The sequence below is a fragment of the Actinacidiphila sp. bgisy144 genome (assembly GCF_057708105.1).
Window position 1 is genome coordinate 1 of the sequence record NZ_JBYIRM010000080.1, and the last position, 4644, is coordinate 4644.

Consider the following 4644-nt stretch of genomic DNA (forward strand, 5'->3'; position numbering starts at 1 on the left):
TTCGACTTCACCGACCCCAGCAACAACGGCCGCGCCGGATCACGATCCTGCCCATAGGTTGCCAGCAGTGCCTGCGCCTCGATCGGATCACCCAACGCCGTGCCGGTGCCGTGCGCCTCCACCACGTCAACGTCACCGGCCTTCAAGCCCGCACTGGCCAACGCGGCCCGGATCACCCGCTGCTGCGAGGGACCATTCGGCGCCGACAGACCGTTACTCGCCCCGTCCTGGTTGATCGCGCTACCGGCCACCACCGCCAGCACCCGATGCCCACGCTCACGCGCAACCGACAACCGCTCCAGGACCAGCACACCGACACCCTCACCCCACCCGGTGCCATCAGCCGCCTCCGCGAACGGCTTGCACCGCCCATCAGCAGCCAACCCCCGCTGCCGCGCAAACTCCGTGAACGTCCCAGGCGAAGCCATCACCGTGACCCCACCGGCCAACGCCAACGAGCACTCCCCCGACCGCAACGCCTGCGCCGCCAGGTGAATCGCCGTCAACGACGACGAACACGCCGTATCAATCGAAACCGCAGGACCCTGCAACCCCAACGCATACGCCACCCGACCCGACGCCACACTCGCATGGGTCCCGGTGATCCCGTAGCCGCTCGCGTCGTCACGCTCACCGACCCGGTACTCCGACGTGATAATGCCGGCGTAGACCCCCGTGTCGGTCCCCTTCAGCGAACCAGGCGCAATGCCCGCGTCCTCCAATGCTTCCCAAGAGGTCTCCAGCAACAGCCGCTGCTGCGGGTCGGTCCCCAACGCCTCACGCGGACTGATCCCGAAGAACTCCGCATCGAAATCACCCGCACCATCAAGGAACCCACCCACCCGGGCATAACCCTCACCCCCGTCACCGGCATCCGGGTCCGGCAAGCCAGCCACGTCCCAGCCACGGTTCACCGGGAACCCCGACATCGCATCAGAGCCCCCCGCAACCAACCGCCAGAAACCCTCCGGATCCTCCACCCCACCCGGGAACCGACAACCCATCCCCACAATCGCCACCGGCTCATCCACCCCGACACGGACGGTTGCCGCGGCAGATACGGCAGCCATGCCCTCGGTCCCACATGCCTCTGCGACCAGATACCGAGCAAGTTCCAGCGGGACGGGGTAGTCGAAGACCAGGGTCGCGGGAAGGGTGAGGCCGGTTTCGCTCGCGAGCCGGTTGCGGAGCTCCAGCGCGGTCAGGGAGTCGATGCCCATCTCGCGGAAGGCCTGCTGGGAGTCGATGTCCCCAGCGTTGGCATGGCCCAGGATGACGGCGGTGCCGGCCCGGACGATCTGCAGGACTTCCTGCTCGCGATCGGCAGGGCTGAGCGCAGCCAACCGGGCCGCCAGGCCACCCACGACCGCAGCCTCAGCCGCGGACCGACGAACCGAGACGCCACCCGCAACCAGACCTCGCAACAGGGCAGGCACCGGCCGACCAGCTCGCGACCATGCGGCCAGGTCCAGCTGGGCCGGGACCACCAACGGCACACCCAACACGGAAGCAGCCTCGAACAGCGCGAGACCCTGCTCCGTCGGCATCGGCTGAACACCGCCGCGACGCAGACGGGACAGGTCAGCGCCATCCAGATGCCCGGTCATCTCCGAGGTCTGTTCCCACAGGCCCCACGCCAACGACTGACCGGCAAGCTGCCGTTTCCGGCGGTGGGCGGCCAGCGCGTCCAAGAACGCGTTGGCGGCGGCGTAACTGCCCTGCCCCGGGCTACCCAGGGCGGCCATGGCCGAGGAGTACAGCACGAACCCGGCCAGTCCCATGTCCTCGGTCAGCTCGTGCAGGTTCCACGCCGCGTCAACCTTCGCCGACAGCACCGGCGCCATCCGCTGCGGCGTCAGTGACTCGACCGTCGCGTCATCGATCACACCGGCTGTGTGCACCACCGCCGTCAACGGCCGCTCCACCGCAATCTTGGCCAGGACCGAGGCGAGGGCATCCCGGTCGGCGGCATCTCCGGCCACCACCCTGACCTCCGCGCCCAGCTCGGCCAGCTCCGCGACCAGACCAGCCACCCCCGGCGCCGCCGGGCCACGCCGCGACACCAACACCAGATGCCGCACGCCGCGGACGGTGACCAGGTGCCGGGCCAACTCCCCGCCCAACGTCCCGGTCCCGCCGGTGACCAGGACGGTGCCCTGCGGGTCCCACTGGGCGGGGACGTTCAGTACGACCTTGCCCACATGTCGGGCGGCCTGCAGATGACGCAATGCCGCGACCGCCTGCGTCAAGTCGAAGCACGTCACCGGCGGCGGCTTCAATATCCCGGCCTCGAACATCACCCCGAGCTCAGCGAGCATCTCCCCGACCCGCGGCACACCGGCATCCATCAGATCGAAGGCCCGATAGATCACCCCGGGGTATGCCTGGGCGACCTGCTCGGGGTTGCGGATATCGGTCTTGCCCATCTCGACGAACCGCCCACCACGCGGCAACAACCGCAACGAGGCATCCGTGAACTCCCCCGCCAGAGCATTGACGACCACGTCCATGCCGGCGCCACCGGTCACGCCCAGGAACCGCTCACAGAACGCCAGATCCCGCGTCGAGGCAATGTGGCTCTCATCGACGCCCATCGCCCGCAACGCCGCCTGCTTCGCCGGACTCGCGGTCGCGAAGACCTCCAAACCCCATTCCTGAGCCAACTGCACCGCAGCCGTACCCACCCCGCCGGTCCCGGCATGGATCAGCACCCGCTGACCGGGACGGGCCTGGGCCAGATCCCGCAGTGCATAAAACGCCGTCAAGAACCCCACCGGCACCGATGCGGCCTGCTGGAACGACCACCCCCGCGGCACCGCAGCCACCAGCCGACTGTCCACCACCCCCACCGGCCCCCACCCCGGCACCAAACCCATCACCGACCGCCCCACCACCAGACCATCCACCCCCGGCCCGGTCTCCAGCACCACCCCGGCAGCCTCCAAGCCCATAGCCCGGCCATCCGAGACCATTCCCAGGCCGGCAACCACATCACGGAAGTTCACACCCGCCGCCCGCAGACCCACCCGCACCTGACCCGGCAACAACGCCACGCCCGCCTCAGGAGCATCGACCACCGCCACACTGCCCAGATCACCCGGCTCCGCCACCTCCACCCGCCAACCCGAACCACCAGGCAACACCAACTCACCCGACCCGGCCCGGACCAACCGGCGCCCGAACACCACCACCCCCTCGTCCCCGGAACTGACGCGGACCTCAGGCTCATCAGCACCCAAAGCCAGAGGCAGAACGGTGTCCACGTCAGTGTCCCGGGCAGGGTCCAGCCCTGCCGTCGGGTCGACGTCGACCAGCAGCACACGCCCCGGGTGCTCCGACTGCGCCGAACGCACCAAACCCACCACCGCCGCGCCCGCCAGGTCCTGCCCGGTGGCTGCGCCCTGGGTCCAGACCACCAACCGCGAACCAGCGGTCTCGGGATCGGCCAGCCACTCCTGCACCCAACCCAACACCGTCGCAGCAGCCAACTGAGCCGCCTCCGGCGCCGAAACCCCCGACGGGGCGGTCGGCACTGGCGCCACCACCACCGGAGCCACCTCGGACCCGGCCGACTCACCATGCCGCACCCACTGCACCACGGCGGTGTCAGAGTCCTGCGGGGCAGGCAGCGGAACCCAGTCCACCGTGAACAACGACTGCCGCACCTGCCGACCAGTACCGGTGAGCTGACCGGCCGAAGCCTCACGCAGGGCCAACGACCGGACCTGCAAGACCGGTTCACCCGCACCGTCAAAAGCCGTGACCGAGACCCCACCAGGCCCGGAAGCGAACGCCACTCGCAGCCGGCGGGCATCGCTCGCCAGCAGCCGCACGCCCGACCACGCGAACGGCAACTCCGTCCCGCCATCGCCGTTGCCGGCGCCGGCTGCCAGGAGACCGTGCAGGGCAGCGTCGAGGAGGGCGGGATGCAGGCCGAACCCAGCCGCATCGGAGTCGATGACCTGGGGCAGCTCCACCTCGGAGTAGACGGTGTCCCCGGCCTGCCACACCTGCCGCAGCCCCTGGAACGCCGGACCGTAACCGTAACCGCGCCGAGCCAGCCTCTCGTAGGCATCATCGACCGCCACCGCACCCGCCGGAGGCCACACGGACAGCGGGGCAGGGACCGGCTCGCTGCCGACCGGAGCCAACTCGCCCACCGCGTTCCGCACCCACTCGCCCTCACCCTCACGGGAAGAGACCACGACCGTGCGTCGACCACTGCCGCCATCACTGTCGCCGACGTGGACCTGCAACTGCACGCCGCCATGTTCCGGCAGGACCAGAGGCTCCTGGAGCGTCAACTCCTCCAGGACACCGCACCCCGCCAGATCGCCGGCGTGGACGGCCAGGTCCACGAACGCCGTCCCCGGCAACAGCACCGTGCCGTGGACCGCATGGTCAGCCAACCACGGCATCGCAGCCAGCGACAACCGACCCGTCAACACCAACCCATCACCATCAGCCAGCCACACCGCAGCCGCCAACAACGCATGCCCGGAACGCTGCTGACCAGCCGACGAAGCATCCCCACGACCAGCCACCGGCTTCGGCCAATAGTGCTGCCGCTGAAACGCATACGTCGGCAGCCCAACCTTCACCGCCCGACCCTCATCAACGGTCACCGCAGCCCAGTCCACCTCC

1 protein-coding gene is annotated in these 4644 nt (G+C 69.4%); it reads right to left on the bottom strand.

Annotated features, from left to right (window positions below):
- On the bottom strand, nt 1–4625 hold a 4625-nt coding region (locus tag AC3EVP_RS36705), incomplete at its 3' end, for an SDR family NAD(P)-dependent oxidoreductase (RefSeq protein ID WP_435138072.1).
- Nucleotides 4626–4644: the final 19 nt, after the last annotated feature.